We start from the raw sequence: 14,883 nt of genomic DNA, 5'->3' as shown, positions 1-14,883 counted from the left end.
AATGAAAAACTTAAAATAGGAGGAGGGCGCTTTAACTTAAAGCGGTGGTGAAGGAAATGCGTGTGAAGACTTTGATGACTTCGGAGCCGGTGGTTGTGGAGCTTCCAGCCACGAGGGAATACGCCCTCGAACTCTTCAGGAAGCATAAGGTAAGGTCATTCCCTGTAATCAACAAAAACACCAAGGCCCTCGTCGGTATCATAAGTATAAAGCGGGTTCTGCTTCACCCTGATGAGGAGCAGCTTGCAATGCTGGTTAAGAGGGACGTGCCAACGGTGAAGCCCAACGACGACCTCAAAAAGGCCGTCAGGGCGATGCTGGAGATGGACTACAGGCGTGTCGTCGTCGTTGATGATGAGAACAGGGTTATAGGAGTTCTAACCGTTGGCGACATAGTGCGCAGATACCTCGCCAAGAACGAGAAGCTGAAGAACGTGACGATAGAGAACTACTACCAGAAGAACGTGGGCGTTGTCTGGAGGGGAACGCCGCTCAAGGCCGCCCTCAAGGCCCTCCTCCTGTGCAACGCCATGGCCATCCCGGTCATCGACGACGAAGGCAACCTGATCGGAATGGTGGACGAGACGGACATCCTCAAGGACAGCGAGGTCATCCGCGTCATGAAGAGCACCGCCCTTTCAGCCTCGAGCGAGGAGGACTGGATACTCGAGAGCAACCCGACGCTCCTCTTCGAGAAGGCCGAGCTCCAGCTGCCGAAAAAGCCCGTTGAGGACATAATGAACCGCGAGCTGGTCGTTGCGACACCGCACATGAGCGTCTACGACGTCGCCCAGAAGATGGTCAAGTACGAGATAGAGCAGCTCCCGGTAATCAGGGGAGAGGGCGAGCTGGTCGGCATCGTCAGGGACATGGACATCATAAAAGTGATCCTCAACAAGTGAAAAGGATTTAAGCCCCTCTTCTCCCCCTTCTTGCGGTGATGCGTGTGAGGGAGGTGAAGCTCTCGCTCTTCGGTTTTGGGAACGTCGGACGGGCAGCCGCGCGCGTTCTCCTCAGCAAGGAGGCGTTCTTCCGCGAGAAGTACCTGCTTAAGTTCAGGGTTGTGAGCATCTCCGACACGAGCGGAACGGTGTGGCTTCCCGAGGGGATAGACCTCAGGGAGGCGCTCATGGTAAAGGAAAACTTCGGAAAGCTCTCCTCGTGGACCAACGACTACGAGGTGTACAATTTTACGCCGGAGGAGGCCGTGAGGGAAGTAGACGCCGATATAGTCGTCGACGTGACCAACGACAAAAACGCCTACAAGTGGCATCTGGCGGCACTCAGGGACGGCAAGGGGATCGTTACGAGCAACAAACCGCCCCTGGCCTTTCACTACTCCGACCTCATCGGGGAAGCCGAGAAAAGAGACCTTCCGTACCTATTCGAGGCCACCGTGATGGCCGGGACGCCGATCATCACCCTCCTGCGCGAGGGCATCCTAGCGGACTCAATTGAGGGCATGGAGGCGGTGCTCAACGCCACCACGACCTTCATTCTGAGCCAGATGGAGATGGGACAGGACTTTGAGAGGGCCCTAAAAACTGCCCAAAGGCTCGGAATAGCCGAAAGAGACCCAAGCGGCGATGTCCTGGGCATCGACGCAGGCTACAAGGCAACAATCCTTCACTGCCTCGCATTCCACCCGATAACATTTGACGATATAACCGTTAAGGGAATAGCGGAGGTCACATTGGGAGAGGTGAGGAGGGCCCGGGAGCGCGGAAGGACGATAAGGCTCGTAGCAACGGTGGAGAAGGGAAAGGTCGTCGTCGAACCGCGGGAGGTACCGCTCGGAAGCCCCCTCACAGTTGAGAGCCACGAAAACATTGCGGTAATAAGAACCGACCTGCTCGGCGAGCTGGTCATCAGGGGCGCTGGGGCAGGATTGAAGGAGACGGCGAGCGGCGTGGTAAGCGACATCGTGAAGGCCTCGCTAAGCCTCGGGGGAGCCTGACTTCCCCTTCTCCAGCCCTTATCAGGAGTTCGACCTTTCCGAAGCGGTGGGGAGTAGCTTTAATCCTGAGCGTTCCGCAGGGGTTTCCAGTTCCCTCTCCTCGAAGAGCGGAAAGAACTCCCTGCAAAGGGTCTCTCCACCGGGCCTCTTGACGACCAGGGTGAAGGTCGAGTAGTCGGGGACGAGGAGGAGCGTTTCTCCTTCACAGGTTATCCTTACCGCCCTGGAACGGGACGCGAGGACGAGGAAAGCCAAGGCGATGAAAACGTCCATTAACGGCAGAACCGGCCATCTGCCGATGCTCACCGCGAGAAGAACCAGCGAGATTGCCAGATAGGACAGGCCAAGCTTCCAAAGTCTTCCGTTCCTTACGTGGACTTTTTCTGCCCAGACTTCCATCGAAGGGAATGACGCGCAATCCTTTTTAACCCTTCGCTGAGCTTTACCCAGGTGAAACCATGGAGCACGTGATAGCGCTCCACCAGGTCTACGCGGAGCTGATATTCCGGGGACTCAAGACGGTAGAGCTTAGGAAGAGCAGGGCGTTCGAGGAGGGGGACACGGTTTTTCTCTACGTGGCCAGGGGAAACCCCTACGAGCTGAGGGACACGCTGAGAAGGCTCGGCCTCCACGAGGAACAGACCCTGACAAAGAGGGGCACCATAGCCGGGGGCTTCGAAGTCGGGGAGGTCATAAGGGCCGACCTAGACACGCTGTGGGAGATGACCAGGGAAGCCAGCGGTTTAACCCTGGTTCACGGCGAGAACGGGAAGCGGTGGCTGGGAGAGTACATCAGGGGGTACGGCTACGCCTTCACGATAGAGAGGCCGTTCCTCTTTAAGGAGCCCATGAGCAGGGAGGAGATGAGGGAGCGCTACGGGGTCCAGGTTGAGGGCATAATCCACCTCTCAAGAAAAAGCCGAAAGGAGTGGGTGAAGGACCTTATCGAGGATCTCCTGTCGAGGGAGGCAGTCTATCTCTAAGAGCCGCCTTCTGGGTTCTCCTCTGGGGTATCCTCTCCAGCCTCGGGCTCGACCGTGACGTAGGGGCCGAGGCTGAGGCTATCGATTTCCTCCTGCGTCAGCAGGCGGCTCTTCACCTTCTCACCGATGAGGGCGCTGTTGCCGAGGGGGTCCATTATCCTGACAGTCAGGGGCTTTTTGCCATCCTTGACGGCGTTGATGTACTCGAGCACCTCGTCCGCCCTGCGCACCGCTTCCTCGTCGCCCTCCTGCTTTTTGAACTCCCTCGCCATGAGGAGGGTCTCGCGAACGCGCTCAAGAACGCCCTCGACGTTACTGACGAAGCCCTCCGCCGCGGGACCGGGCTCTATCTTGACACCTATCTCTTCCAGCTCTATGGTCCCGCTCTTGCTCCTGACGACGCGGGTGAAGAGGTCCTTCTCCTCCTCAACGCGAACCGTGTAGAGCTTAGGCGGCCTGTCCTCCAGCATCACAACGTCGGCGTTCCTGTAGCCACATTTCTCACAGAATATCGTGCTCTCCATGACTTTGCCGAAGTAGGGTATCTCGTGGATGTACTGCATGGCCTTGAGCGTACCCTTGCCGCCGCAGATCGGGCAGTCCCCAAGAGAGATGACCTGAATATCATCCGCCTCTCCCACATCGACCCTGGGCTTCTCACCTTCCGTCATCTCACACCACCGGAGAATAGAGGGACCGACCCCTTTATAAATCCATGGTAAGCAGAAGTAGAAATGGCCAAAAAGGAAATCACTTGGCTATCTTGATGTCCGACGGGACGAGAATGAGCTTTATCTCGTGCTTGCATATTTTAGCGGCCTGGCCGCCGAGGGCCCCTACCATTCCCTTGAGCTGCTCCGCGACCTTCTCAAGAACCTCCGGCTTGACCTCGAGCGGGGTGAGGTCAACGAGAACTATGTTGCCGTTCTGAAGCTCCTCCGAGATTCTCTCAAGATCGGCGTAGCTGGTGACGACGATCTTCTTGAGGTACCTGATCTGGGGCTTGACTATCTCCTTAGCAATAACATCCTCCTCAAGAGGAACGACATCGATGTCATGCCTGGGAGCGGCAACACTCTTCTTAACCGCCGCCGGCGGCCTCTTCTTGGGCTTGGGCTTTTCGTCCTTCTTCTTAAGGCTGTCAAACAATCCCATAACCGTTCCCCCCAATTAATCATAAGGCTGGATTATTTTGGGCATTTGTGTTTATATCTCTTTCTGAAATTCGCCCGGTCCTTCCTCCTCGCGCAGCCGATAAAGCCCAAAAACGCTCAGGAGAAAGGTGGCAACCGCGAAAGCAAGGGGTACGTAGGTGTAGAAGTCCCATCCCCATGTAAAGGAGGCGTTGTAGATGAGCCAGACGCCGAGGGTAATCGAAAAGAGCGCGAGGGTCAGGAAGAGCTCCTTTTTTGAGCCGCCCCTAACCGCCAGTGCAAGAAACTGGAGCGTGAAGAGAACCATCACAACCACTGCGATGGCGTCCACAAGGCTCATAAAAATCACCAAAGGGGAAAAGGTCACTCGGCCTTAACGGCCTCAAGAACCTTCTCCCTTATCTCGGCGGCTTTCTTTATCGCGGTGTCAACCGCGTACATGACCTCCTCAAGCTTGAACGAACCGCCCTCGCTCTTCTGGACGGAGGATATCATGGCGTTTTCGTCGGTGGTTACGATTATCCTGCCGTCCATGACGCGCTCCTCATCGAGGTTCGGGTCAACGAGGATGTTCGGACCGATCTTGGCCATGGTAACCGGTATCGGTATCCTCCTGACCGGGAGGGGCTCGTACTCGTCGAGAACCTCGACCTCGTCGGTCTCCTCGTTGTAGACCACCTTTGGCATCCTGGTGCTGAGCAGGGCCGCTATCGCGCCGATGCCGCTCGCGTCGAGGAGGTTGCCGTCGTGGTCGAGGACGTGGACGTCTATGAAAACGACGCGGACGAGCTTGCCCGGAACTATGACGAGCTTCTCAAGCTCAACTGCCTGGCTCTCCCTTATACCCCTGTCAACCACACGGGCGAGTTCTATGGCGTTCTCGTCCGGTGGACCGGGCTCAAAGCTCGGGGAGGCAAGGGGGACGAGCTCCACGTTGGTCGTTATGACGCCCCTGTCCGGGAGGTCGGGGAAGGGCTCTCCCATGTCGACCTTCACGCCCACAAGAACCTGGGTGTTGCCGAGCCTGACCCATGCGGAGCCCTCGGCCTTCTCGATGACGTTGACCTTGATTTCGAGGTCCCTGTAGTCTTCAAGGCCGCGGCCGTCCACGCGCTTGCCTTCCTTGAGGAGCGCGAGGATGTGGTCGCGCATTATGCCCGCCATTATCTCCATCTCACTCACCTCCACCGACCTCCTCGGCTATTTTGAGATACTTGACCTTCAGCGCCTCGCGCTGCTTCTGATAGACCGCCTTGGCACCCTTGATGGCGAGCCTCACGGCCTCGACGAACTCATCCTTCGTGAGGTACCCGTCCATCTGGAGGAGGGTGATGTCGTTCTTGAGCGGCATTATCGCCACCGGAACGTCGGCCTCACCGTAGTTGTCCTCGTCCTTGTTGAGGTCAAGCACTATCTCGCCCTCTATCTTGCCCGCGGCGCAGGCGGCGACTAGGTCCCTCATAGGCACACCCGCGTCGGCGAGGGCGAGTGAGGCCGCGGTTATTCCAGCGACGCGCGTTCCCGCATCGGCCTGGAGAACCTCAATGAACAGGTCTATGGAAGTCCTGGGGAACATCTCGAGGATTAAAGCAGGCTCAAGGGCGCCCCTTATGACCTTGCTTATCTCAACGCTTCTCCTGTCCGGGCCTGGCTTCTTCCTCTCCTCGACGCTGAATGGGGCCATGTTGTAGCGGACGCGCAAAATAGCTCTGTCCGGCCTCTGGAGGTGCTTGGGGTGTATCTCTCTCGGCCCGTAAACCGCGGCCAGGATCTTGTTCTTACCCCACTCAACGTAGGCGGAGCCATCAGCGTTCTTTAGAACACCAACTTCCATCTTAATGGGTCTCAATTCGTACTTCTTTCTCCCATCGACTCTCTTTCCGTTCTCATCTATGAGCTTTAAATCCTCGGGCTTGCCCATCATTCTCCCTCACCCTTTCCAGCGGTTGGTTCCTCAATCTGCGGTATCTCCTCAATAATTCCCCGCTCCTTGAGCTCCTGGAGCCTGGTCATGAGAAGCTCCTTGACCCTGTCGGTCAGTCCCTGAGTGTGGCTCTCCCTGTTCACCTTGAGGATGGCATCGATGGCCAGCTTTTCGAGCTCCTCGTTCTTTCCGCTGACCCACACCCAGCCGTTCTGGCCGACGATTATCCTCGTGCCGGTCAGCCTCTTGATGAGGTTTATCATCGAACCGCCCTTACCTATGAGCCTGGGCACCTTGGAGGGGGTTATCTCCACTATCTGCCCCCCGCGCAGGGGACCGCCCCTGAAGGGCATGCCCTTCGTGGTGAGGTCTATCTGGTTTATCTCGTTGTACGCCTTTATCCTGGCGTAGATTATGTCCCCTATGTCGAATATCCTGCGCAGATCCGTCTTTGCGAGGTCAATGCGCTCCTCCGTGGCGTCCTGAACGCGGAGACCCGCCTGATACGGGGCGCCTATGTCAACCGTCCAGTTGGAGAACCTGACGTCCACTATCTTCCCTATGACGTTGTCTCCAACCTCGGGTATGTACGGCCCCTCGAGCGAGATAACGCGTATAGTGTCGCCCCTTATCTCAACGAGCCCCACGACAGTGGAGTATATCCTGTTGCCTTCCCTGAAGGTCCCTCTTCCGTTCTTAAACGGCCCCTGGGCAAGTAAAGTGCCCGGGACCACAAGTTCCCTACTTTTTACAAAAATCCGCCTCATAGTCCCTTCCTCTCTATCAGTTTAGTTACCGCCTCGCCCTTCGTGAGGGCGTTAAGTTTCTCATAAAACTCCTCTTCAATTCCTCCAGGAATCTCTATAAGGAACATCCACGAGCCGTCGCTTCCCCACTCCTCGCGCTTTATCTTCCCGAACTTCCTGACCTCTCCGTAGGCCTTTCCGACGTAATCACCGGGCACCTTCACGGCGATGACCTTCATCTCCATCTTTATCGGGAGGAGCGGTCGTATGGCCTTGATGACCCCAGGAATCTGCGCCTCGGCATCCTTGAACAGGTCAACGTGGACACCGGCCTCGTCCATCGCCCGGAGAATCCTGTCAACGGGGTGGGGAAAACCCGTTCTGGGGTCAACCGCGTGTCTGTGTATTACCGTCGCTATGTAGCGCCTCTTGTCCTCGAGCATCTGCCGCCTCTGCTCCGCGGTGAGCTGGACGTCTCCCTTGCGGAGGATTATTTTAGCCACCTCGTAGGGGTCGCTGGTTCCGAATATCTTCTCCATCTCGTGCTCGCTGGCCTTGTCGCCCTTGTGGGCGTCCTTGAAAACGTAAGGGGTGGCGAGGACATCCTCTATCTGGACGTCCCTGCCCTCCTTGAAGTCCCTCGCAAGGTACGGGTCAACGAGTATCTCAAACGTCTCGCCGTGCGTCTTCAGACGGGCGATGACGGCTTTATCCACACCTATGGGCATCGCCCGTCACCTCAGTAGTTCTGGTCGAGTTCGGAGTAGTCCTCTTCCCTCTCCTCGACTTCCTCTTCCTTGACCTCTTCCAGTATCTCCGAGAGGTACTTCTCGACCTCCTCCCTGGAGAGCTTCTTCCAGCGCTTGTCGTCCGTGGTTATGTAGGCGACCTCTATGCCATCCGCACTCGGCTCCTCGAGGGTCTTAGCCAGGGCCATTATCGCGAGCTTCACTGCCCCAACCATGTCGATGTCGTCGGTGTAGTGCTCCTCGAAGATCGCCATGGCGGTGTTCCTGCCGCTGCCTATCGCCACGGCCTTCCACTCGAAGTAGGCCCCGCTCGGGTCGGTCTCGTAGAGCTCGGGCTCCTCGTTGACGCCCGCCATGAGCAGGGCGGCACCGAAGGGCCTCACACCGCCGTACTGGGTGTGGGCCTGCTTGAGGTCGCAGATCTTCTTCACCAGAACGGTGAGAGGAACGGGTTCGCCGTAGGTAAGCCTGTAAACCTGGGCCTCCAGCCTGGCCCTGTCCACCAGAACGCGGGCATCTGCTATGATACCGCTTGGAGCCGCGGCTATGTGGTCGTCGATCTGGAAGATCTTCTCGTAGCTGCTCGGCTCGATGAGCTTGCTCGTTATCCTCTTCTCCACCGCGAGGACGACGCCGTTCTTCCACTTGACGCCGACAGCCGTTGCTCCCCTCTTCACTGCCTCCCTGGCATAGTTCACCTGGAAGAGCCTTCCGTCAGGGCTGAAAACGGTAATCGCCCTGTCGTAACCTGCCTGTGGTGGTACAAACGCCATTTTACATCACCTCTAACGGATTATCGTCACTCCCCTACACTCTTCCCGTAATTCTCGGGCGGTCTAATTAAGCTTTTCTATTCACCCTTCAGAGCCACGAGGGCCATCTTTCTCGCTATCCTGCGTGCGAACTCCAGCGGCAGAAACGCCACCAGAAAGACTATCACCGCCAGTATCAGCGAGTTCTGTCTGCCCAGCGGCTGCCATATCATCAGGAGGAACGCGATCAGCATGAGACCGAGGCCAACGGCCAGGAACCTCTGGTAGCTTTTCTTCATAACCTCCAAGGTATCGTCCACCGCACTCACCGAGGGCTTTTTATTCCGAACCTGTTTTAAGCCTTTGGTGTTTCCAATGGAGTGCCCGTTCTGCAGCGCAAGGCCCGAGGTAATCCTTTACGAGGACGAGCTGATCAGAATTTTAATCGACTCCTACCCCGCGAACAGGGGCCACCTCCTGGTGGTTCCGAGGAGGCACGTCGAGAGCTGGTGGAAGCTGAGCGGGGAGGAAAAGGCCGCCCTGATAAGGGGCATGGAGCTGGCGATGGAGAAGCTGAGGGAAACCCTGAAGCCGGACGCCTTCAACGTGGGAATGAACCTGGGGAGGGAAGCCGGCCAGACCGTTCCGCACCTTCACCTCCACGTGATTCCCCGCTGGGAAGGTGACTGCGCTCACCCCAGGGGAGGGGTCAGGAAGGCGGTTCTGGACCTGGAAGACGAGAACCTGAGCCTGAAGGAGCGGTGGGTAAAGAACAGGCTGAACGAGAAAGAAATCGAGAAGCTCAGAGAGACCTTCAAGTGCTGATTGGATACTTCCTCCCGTTCTTCTCCAGCTTCCTCTCAACCGCCCCGTCGAGGTCTATGCCCAGTTCGTGGGCGAGGAGGGTTAGGTAAATCACGACATCGGCTATTTCGTCAGCTATTGCCTCCTTTTTGGCCGGGTCCTTCACAGCCGCGAGTATCTCCCCATCGCTTTCCCACTGAAAGCGCTCGAGCAGTTCGCCCAGCTCGACAGCCGCCGATATGGCCAGGTTCTTCGGCGTATGGTATTTCCTCCAGCCCCTCGCCTCGCGGAAGGCGACGACCTTCCTCTCAAGCTCCCGGAAGTCCATACCACCACCCCAGCTTAGAAGGCGTGCGGTTCAGCCGTTCTGAGAAGCTCCAAGAGCTTTAAAAACTCCTCAAGCTCCTCCTGGGAGTAGTGGTTCTCCACCTCGTCCTCCGGGTCGAGCTTTGCCAGGGCATCTCTGGCTTTCAGGAGGTCGTCGAGGTCCTCCTGGAGCTCAATCGCCCTCTGCGTGAACTCGTAGCTGGTGTGGGGACTTTCAAAGGCCCTCTGCTGGTTGGAAACGATGGCTATCCTCACCGTCGCTATCGTCTCGTCCAGGATCTCCAAAAGTTCGCGAACCTTCATCTTCACCACGTATATAGTTATAGGGGGGAGTATTTAAGCCTCCCGAGAAACCAACGTGGAGAGTCGTGAACTGTTTCCGAAAATTTTTCAGTTTTCCTCGGGGTTTTTCTGAAGGTAGAGTTTTAACCATTCGATACAAGTTTGAGCGGTGGTAATATGGAAGCGGTTAAGGCTTACCCTTCTGACTCGGCCGAGCCCAAGACCAAAAAGAGGGAAAGGAAACTTCTCATGGGGAACGAGGCCATAGCCTACGGCGCCCTGGAGAGCGGCGTCGCCTTCGCCACCGGTTACCCAGGAACGCCCTCAACCGAGGTCATTGAAACGATAGCCCATCTGAAGCCGGGGGTATTCGCCGAGTGGGCGCCCAACGAGAAGGTGGCTTTGGAGGAAGCGGCCGGCGTGGCTTACACCGGCCTCAGGACGCTCGTCACGATGAAGTGCGTTGGTCTCAACGTCGCCGCCGACCCGCTGATGAGCCTCGCCTACTCCGGCGTTGAAGGCGGCCTCGTAATCCTCGTCGCCGACGACCCAGGGCCACACACCAGCCAGACCGAGCAGGACGACCGTTACTATGGAAAAATTTCCCTTTTGCCCGTCCTTGAGCCGGCCGACCCGCAGGAGGCGCACGATTTAATCATCTACGCCTACGAGCTGAGCGAGCGCTACAAGGTTCCGGTCATCTTTAGAACGACTACCAGAGTAAATCACACGACGAGCGACGTTGAGGTCAGCGAGTTCGTCGAGCTGGAGCGCGAGCCGAAGTTTAAGAAGGACATCGAGCGCTACGTCAGGGCGAGCATGGAGGGCAACAGGAAGAGGCACAAGTGGCTGAACGAGACGCTGGCTAAGATAGAGGAGGAGTTCAACTCGATGCCCTTCAACTGGGTTGAAGGGAACGGTAGAATCGGAATCATCGTTGAGGGAGCGCCCTACAACTACGTGCGTGAGGTTCTCCCGAAGATCGAGGGTGATTTCAAGGTTCTCAAGCTCTCAACGCCGCACCCGCTTCCGAGGAAGCTCGTCGTTGAGTTCCTCAAGGGCGTGGACTTCGCGATAGTGGTTGAGGACGGTGCGCCCTTCCTCGAGGAGGAGGTGAAAATAGCGGCCTACGAGGCTGGTCTCAACGTCCCAATCTACGGCAAGAGAACCGGCCACTTCCCGCTCGAGGGCGAACTGACGCCGAGCCTCGTCAGGAACGCACTCTTAAGACTCATCGGCGAGGAGGGGGAGACCTACGAGAAGCCGGAGGAGGTCAAATACGCCGAAAGCCTCGCCCCGAAGAGACCCCCTGTGATGTGCCCAGGCTGTCCGCACAGGGGGAGCTACAGAGCAGCCCTCGACGCTTTGAGGGACCTCAAGCTAGGCAGGTTCAGCGTCCCGATTCACGGAGACATAGGCTGCTACGCGTTATCGCTCCTCCCGCCGCTCGAAGCCATCTGGACCGAGTTCGTCATGGGCGCGAGCATAAGCCTCGCCAACGGCCAGAGCGTGGCGATGAAGAAGAAGGTCATAGCGACCATCGGAGACTCTACCTTCTTCCACAACGGAATCCAGCCTCTGGTCGATGCGGTCTACAAGAACCTCGACGTTCTGGTGATGATACTCGACAACAGAACGACTGCAATGACCGGCCACCAGCCTCACCCGGGAACCGGAGGAAGCGAAACCGGCAGGAAGTTCAACGAGATCGACATAGAGGCGCTCGTCAAGGCTCTGGGCGTCAAGTACGTCAAGACCGTCGATCCCTACGACCTCAAGGCCACGAGGGAGGCCATAAAGGAAGCGATGCAGGTTGAAGGGCCGGCGGTGATAATAGCCAAGCAGGAGTGCGTCATCCCTGTCATAAGGCGCGGCGAGATAGGGGAGATACCGGTTGTCGTCGAGGAGAAGTGCACCGGCTGTAAGGCCTGCATCCTCCTCACAGGCTGTCCGGCGCTCGTTTACGACCCAGAAACCAACAAGGTCAGGATAGACAACCTGCTCTGCACCGGCTGTGGCGTCTGCAACCAGACATGCCCGTTCGATGCCATAAAGTTCCCGAGCGAGCTGGAGAGGGGGGCTTAGCCCCTCACTCCCTCCAAACCTCAAGCACCATGAAGCGCCTCACGAGCGGGTTTGGATAGAGCTCCCAGCCGATTCCTCCCGTTTCCGCCTCAATTTCCCCGAAGAGGCCGCCCTCGCGCGGGTCGAGGCTCTCGCCGTAGATTTTTCCGGGACGGATTTCAACTTTCATATACCTCGGCAGACCGACGATGGCCTTGCCGTGCTCCCTCGCGTAGTCAATCGCCCACTTGGCGGTGTACAGGCCCGAGTAGATCTCCGCTATTCTAACCGGGACGCTGGACTTGCCGATGGCGATCATTTCTATCCCGGTCTCCTCCCAGAATCTCTTCGCTAAGGGCTGAAGGTCCTTGGCCAAGTCCTTCCACACTTCCTTTCCGCGGTCGGTTATCGTCAGTGCATCTATCGTCGGCTCGTCGAGCTTCCGTACCTCGATTCCACCTATCGTCGAGTCGAGGTGTATCACGTCGGGCTTGACCTCCCTCGCGAGTTCAACGGCCAGGAAAGCCTCGTCCCTTACCGCCTGCCTGCCGCTCATATCGTAGTTGAACGGATCCGCGTAGCGGGCCACGCTCAGGGCCGCGGTCCTGTAGGGCCTCTCAACGAGCACCGCCGCCGTCGCTATCAGGCCAACCGGCTCATAGTCCTCCGTGAGCAGTGCGCCACCAGTGTCAGCTGCAACGATCTTCATGGAAACCACCGTTAACGGGCAATTACCAATATACATCCCACGACAAAGTATACCCAGGTGATAGCGTTGGGTGACTCGGTTAATGTAGTTTATGAAACTTTGGGTCGTTACATCGATGACCTCTGCGGTTCCATCTACCTTGGCACGGCCCGGGGAAAGGCCGTTTTCTATGGGGAAAGAGCTCATCCCCTGACGCCAACGGAAGACCCCCTTCCATTCATGAACATCTTCTACTCCCACGGCCTCATCGAGATAACGGCAGTGTGGGGCCGAATGGAGAAGGGGGCGTTCATGGTGAGGACGGCTCCCTCAGACATGAGCTACGACAGGCTCAGCGGTACCATAGAGCTGGTCTTCCCCGCCGAAGGCGACGGTTCAATAGTGGTTACCCTCCACGGAAACGCGGAACTGGCGAGGACGCTAAGGGATGCGGTAAGGGCGTGCGAAGGGGTCAGCCGCTGAACCTCATCACCGCTCAGGACTCGGCAAAGTCATCATACCCCTGAGCCTCTCAACGTCCTCCCTTAAAGCGGTTACCGTCTCCTCATCAAAGTGCGTCGCTCCAGCGTGGCGCGCTATGACGTCGTAAACCTCGGGATACCTGCTCCTCAGCACTTCAACGAGCTGGCCCGCGGGGAGGAGCATTCCGGTATCACGGTATATCAGGTATGCCCCGATTGCGTACAGGGCGTCCATGTAAGCACCGTGCGCCATTTCAAAGCGCCTTTCCCCGGCGTAACGCTCCGCGCGGGCTATGTAGGCCGAAACCTTCTCGGCAAGCTCTTTCTCCATCCGCTTCACCACACAGGGTTTATAAGGGAGAGACTAATAAACCTGTCGAGGGACCATGCGGGCGGAACTAATCGCCTGGACGGCGGTGCTCATAATAACGTATCTCGCGTGGGAAACGGTCAGTCCACTCATCACCCCGATATTCTTCGGCATCGTCCTGGCGTACGCCGCATACCCAATCCATCGCCTGCTGAGTGGCAGGGTGGGCAGGAAGAAGTCCGCCGCGGCCCTCACAGTTGGAACCGTCGGCCTCGGAGGCGCGGTGACCTTCGAGCTGCTGATGATATCCGTCAAGGTGGCGTCATCCTTCTACGGGAGCATCGTCGAGTTCTTTGACTGGCTTATGAACCAGCCGCTGCCGCCGGAGGTTCTGGCCTTCCTCGAGCGCTTCTCTGACCAGCTGATACCAAGGGTCTCGGAGTATATATCCCAGGAGACCCTCTCGCTCCCCCTCTACATCCTCCAGCTCATCGTTTTCCTGCTGACGTTCTACTACTCCCTCGCATACGCAGAGGAGATTTCAAGGCAGGTACACCTGTCCCTACCCGGAAAGAACCGCCAGCTTGGTGAGAGGATCCTGGAGAGCCTGAACAGGACCCTTGGAGCACTGGTAAGGGCCTGGCTGGTTCTGAACGTCATAAAAGGCGTCCTCATGACGTTTGGGTTCCTCCTGTTTGGAGTCTCAGATCTCTACACGGCGATAGTGGCGGGCTTCCTTACGTTCCTTTTCAGCTTCGTGCCCCTCTTCGAGGGCTGGATGATATGGACCATCGCAGCTGCCTATTTCGCCATGAACGGCTCTTATCTCCACGCGGCAGGGATAGCGATCTACGGCTTCCTCCTGGTCTCCCCGATGCCGGACTACACGATAAGACCGATGATGGTCGCCAAGGACACGGACCTCGACGAGACCCTGGTCTTCATCGGAATGATCGGCGGAACCTGGGCCATGGGAGTAAAGGGACTCATAATAGGCCCGATAGTGCTCAACCTCCTCCTGGTTCTCCTGAAAGAATGGAAAAGGTCCGTCTCTAAAGAACCTTCACACCGGCTTTCCCCATCTCCTCAAGGGCTTTCTCCTCGTCCCTAGGAACGATGCCCTTAACGGCATCGCGGAGGAGGTAAACCTCGAAGCCTTGCTTTGCCGCATCGAGGGCCGTCGCCCTAACGCAGTATTCAGTTGCCACGCCGCAGATGTAGACCCTCTTAACGCCGTTTCTCCTCAGTATCTCAGCCAGGTCCGTCCCCTCGAATCCGGAGTATGCCTCCTTGTCCGGCTCCGTCGCCTTCGAGATTATCACAGCATCGGCGGGAAGTTCAACGACGAACTCCGCCCCGGGGGTGTTTTGAACGCAGTGCCTCGGCCACGGACCACCCTGCTCCCTGAAGCTGATGTGGCTCTCGGGATGCCAGTCCCTCGTTGCGACGATGAGCGCTCCCTTCCCCCTGAACTCATCGATGTACTCGTTGCACCTGGGGATTATCCTATCGCCCTCCGGAACCGGCAGAGCTCCCCCGGGCATGAAATCCCTCTGCATGTCCACAACTATCAGCGCCTCCTCGGGCATGGTATCACCGTTAATTCCTCCGAGTTCCCGGTTTAAATCCTTACCCACAAGCTTTAATAATGAGTCCCGCGT

The 14,883-nt window shown here is 57.5% G+C and carries 22 protein-coding genes; 7 read left to right on the top strand and 15 right to left on the bottom strand.

What is annotated here, in order from left to right:
* The first annotated feature begins 56 nt into the window (after positions 1-56).
* Both FH039_RS02660 and FH039_RS02655 read left to right on the top strand, forming a co-directional pair.
* Entirely contained in the window at positions 57-902 is an 846-nt protein-coding gene (locus FH039_RS02660; RefSeq protein WP_139681586.1) for a CBS domain-containing protein, read from the top strand.
* 44 nt (positions 903-946) lie between these two features.
* The gene (locus FH039_RS02655) at positions 947-1,957 is read left to right on the top strand and encodes a homoserine dehydrogenase (RefSeq protein ID WP_139681585.1); all 1,011 of its coding nucleotides are present in this window, start codon (positions 947-949) and stop codon (positions 1,955-1,957) included.
* A gap of 21 nt (positions 1,958-1,978) precedes the next feature.
* Here FH039_RS02655 and FH039_RS02650 read toward each other — a convergent pair whose 3' ends face one another.
* A complete protein-coding gene (locus FH039_RS02650; RefSeq protein ID WP_139680115.1) occupies positions 1,979-2,356 on the bottom strand; it encodes a hypothetical protein in 378 nt (125 codons plus the stop codon).
* Positions 2,357-2,415: 59 nt separating this feature from the next.
* Between FH039_RS02650 and FH039_RS02645 the strand changes: the two genes are divergently transcribed.
* Positions 2,416-2,940 (top strand): ASCH domain-containing protein, encoded by a 525-nt coding sequence (locus FH039_RS02645; RefSeq protein ID WP_139680114.1) that lies wholly within the window; start codon positions 2,416-2,418, stop codon positions 2,938-2,940.
* On the opposite strand, the gene FH039_RS02640 is transcribed toward FH039_RS02645, so the two are convergent.
* The 9 genes from FH039_RS02640 to FH039_RS02600 all read right to left on the bottom strand — a co-directional run bounded on the left by FH039_RS02640 (position 2,937) and on the right by FH039_RS02600 (position 8,594).
* A complete protein-coding gene (locus FH039_RS02640; RefSeq protein ID WP_139680113.1) occupies positions 2,937-3,611 on the bottom strand; it encodes a ZPR1 zinc finger domain-containing protein in 675 nt (224 codons plus the stop codon). The genes FH039_RS02645 and FH039_RS02640 overlap by 4 nt on opposite strands.
* 79 nt (positions 3,612-3,690) lie before the next feature.
* Positions 3,691-4,095 (bottom strand): cell division protein SepF, encoded by a 405-nt coding sequence (locus FH039_RS02635; RefSeq protein ID WP_014012603.1) that lies wholly within the window; start codon positions 4,093-4,095, stop codon positions 3,691-3,693.
* 51 nt (positions 4,096-4,146) lie between these two features.
* Complete coding sequence (locus tag FH039_RS02630; protein WP_139680112.1) at positions 4,147-4,434, bottom strand: hypothetical protein; 288 nt, start codon at positions 4,432-4,434, stop codon at positions 4,147-4,149.
* A gap of 23 nt (positions 4,435-4,457) precedes the next feature.
* Positions 4,458-5,267, bottom strand: coding sequence for an exosome complex protein Rrp42 (rrp42, locus tag FH039_RS02625; RefSeq protein WP_139680111.1), 810 nt, complete (start codon positions 5,265-5,267; stop codon positions 4,458-4,460).
* Between the two features lies 1 nt (position 5,268).
* Entirely contained in the window at positions 5,269-6,018 is a 750-nt protein-coding gene (gene rrp41, locus FH039_RS02620; RefSeq protein ID WP_014012606.1) for an exosome complex exonuclease Rrp41, read from the bottom strand.
* Positions 6,015-6,785, bottom strand: a complete 771-nt coding sequence (gene rrp4 / locus FH039_RS02615) for an exosome complex RNA-binding protein Rrp4 (protein WP_139680110.1) — start codon at positions 6,783-6,785, stop codon at positions 6,015-6,017. Before rrp4 ends, rrp41 begins: the two co-directional genes overlap by 4 nt.
* Complete coding sequence (locus FH039_RS02610) at positions 6,782-7,492, bottom strand: ribosome assembly factor SBDS (RefSeq protein WP_139680109.1); 711 nt, start codon at positions 7,490-7,492, stop codon at positions 6,782-6,784. Before FH039_RS02610 ends, rrp4 begins: the two co-directional genes overlap by 4 nt.
* 11 nt (positions 7,493-7,503) lie before the next feature.
* Positions 7,504-8,286, bottom strand: coding sequence for an archaeal proteasome endopeptidase complex subunit alpha (gene psmA / locus FH039_RS02605; protein ID WP_139680108.1), 783 nt, complete (start codon positions 8,284-8,286; stop codon positions 7,504-7,506).
* Between the two features lie 77 nt (positions 8,287-8,363).
* On the bottom strand, positions 8,364-8,594 hold the full coding sequence (locus FH039_RS02600; protein WP_240703258.1) for a hypothetical protein: 231 nt from the start codon (positions 8,592-8,594) through the stop codon (positions 8,364-8,366).
* A 46-nt stretch (positions 8,595-8,640) separates the two neighbouring features.
* Between FH039_RS02600 and FH039_RS02595 the strand changes: the two genes are divergently transcribed.
* A complete protein-coding gene (locus FH039_RS02595) occupies positions 8,641-9,090 on the top strand; it encodes an HIT family protein (protein ID WP_139681583.1) in 450 nt (149 codons plus the stop codon).
* On the opposite strand, the gene FH039_RS02590 is transcribed toward FH039_RS02595, so the two are convergent.
* Together FH039_RS02590 and FH039_RS02585 are read right to left on the bottom strand one after the other, a co-directional pair.
* Positions 9,080-9,397, bottom strand: a complete 318-nt coding sequence (locus tag FH039_RS02590; RefSeq protein ID WP_139680107.1) for a nucleotide pyrophosphohydrolase — start codon at positions 9,395-9,397, stop codon at positions 9,080-9,082. The genes FH039_RS02595 and FH039_RS02590 overlap by 11 nt on opposite strands.
* A gap of 14 nt (positions 9,398-9,411) precedes the next feature.
* On the bottom strand, positions 9,412-9,699 hold the full coding sequence (locus FH039_RS02585; RefSeq protein WP_139681582.1) for a hypothetical protein: 288 nt from the start codon (positions 9,697-9,699) through the stop codon (positions 9,412-9,414).
* A gap of 156 nt (positions 9,700-9,855) precedes the next feature.
* Between FH039_RS02585 and iorA the strand changes: the two genes are divergently transcribed.
* Positions 9,856-11,763, top strand: coding sequence for an indolepyruvate ferredoxin oxidoreductase subunit alpha (gene iorA / locus FH039_RS02580; RefSeq protein WP_139680106.1), 1,908 nt, complete (start codon positions 9,856-9,858; stop codon positions 11,761-11,763).
* 4 nt (positions 11,764-11,767) lie between these two features.
* On the opposite strand, the gene FH039_RS02575 is transcribed toward iorA, so the two are convergent.
* On the bottom strand, positions 11,768-12,451 hold the full coding sequence (locus FH039_RS02575; protein ID WP_139680105.1) for a DUF4152 family protein: 684 nt from the start codon (positions 12,449-12,451) through the stop codon (positions 11,768-11,770).
* 66 nt (positions 12,452-12,517) lie between these two features.
* Between FH039_RS02575 and FH039_RS02570 the strand changes: the two genes are divergently transcribed.
* Positions 12,518-12,913 (top strand): hypothetical protein, encoded by a 396-nt coding sequence (locus FH039_RS02570; RefSeq protein WP_139680104.1) that lies wholly within the window; start codon positions 12,518-12,520, stop codon positions 12,911-12,913.
* A gap of 6 nt (positions 12,914-12,919) precedes the next feature.
* On the opposite strand, the gene FH039_RS02565 is transcribed toward FH039_RS02570, so the two are convergent.
* Entirely contained in the window at positions 12,920-13,243 is a 324-nt protein-coding gene (locus tag FH039_RS02565; protein WP_139681581.1) for a hypothetical protein, read from the bottom strand.
* Positions 13,244-13,298: 55 nt separating this feature from the next.
* Between FH039_RS02565 and FH039_RS02560 the strand changes: the two genes are divergently transcribed.
* Positions 13,299-14,333 carry an AI-2E family transporter gene (locus tag FH039_RS02560; RefSeq protein ID WP_139680103.1) on the top strand — a complete coding sequence of 345 codons (1,035 nt, stop codon included), beginning with the start codon at positions 13,299-13,301 and terminating at the stop codon, positions 14,331-14,333.
* Here the strand turns inward: FH039_RS02560 and FH039_RS02555 are convergent.
* Positions 14,275-14,811, bottom strand: coding sequence for a nicotinamidase (locus FH039_RS02555; RefSeq protein ID WP_139680102.1), 537 nt, complete (start codon positions 14,809-14,811; stop codon positions 14,275-14,277). The two genes, FH039_RS02560 and FH039_RS02555, sit on opposite strands and share 59 nt — an antisense overlap.
* Positions 14,812-14,883: the final 72 nt, after the last annotated feature.

The sequence above is a fragment of the Thermococcus indicus genome (assembly GCF_006274605.1).
GTDB classification, from domain to species: Archaea; Methanobacteriota_B; Thermococci; order Thermococcales; family Thermococcaceae; genus Thermococcus; species Thermococcus indicus.
Note: the sequence above shows the minus strand (reverse complement) of the source record. Positions and strands in the feature narration are given on the sequence as shown.